Here is a 223-nt window from a genome sequence, read left to right as displayed (position 1 = left end):
GGCCCCCTGGGCCAGGCACTACCGCATGCGCTCCTATCTCGAGCAGGAGCTGCCGGCTCTGGTTGCGGAGAACCTGCCGGCCGACCTGGAGCGGCAGGGGATCATGGGCCATTCCATGGGCGGGCACGGGGCGCTGACGATCGCGCTGCGCAACCCCGGCCGCTTCAAGGCGGTGTCGGCGTTGGCGCCGATCGCTTCACCCATGAACTGCCCGTGGGGCGAG

The 223-nt window shown here is 70.9% G+C and carries 1 protein-coding gene; it reads left to right on the top strand.

All coding sequences use genetic code 11. From position 1 onward, the window contains the following. Positions 1 to 223: alpha/beta hydrolase-fold protein (locus tag E4K09_RS23770; protein ID WP_166802479.1), on the top strand; the 223-nt coding region annotated here is incomplete at both ends.

It is taken from the genome of Microvirga pakistanensis, assembly GCF_004458765.1.
Classification (GTDB): domain Bacteria; phylum Pseudomonadota; class Alphaproteobacteria; order Rhizobiales; family Beijerinckiaceae; genus Microvirga; species Microvirga pakistanensis.
This window is presented reverse-complemented; position numbering and strand designations above follow the sequence as displayed.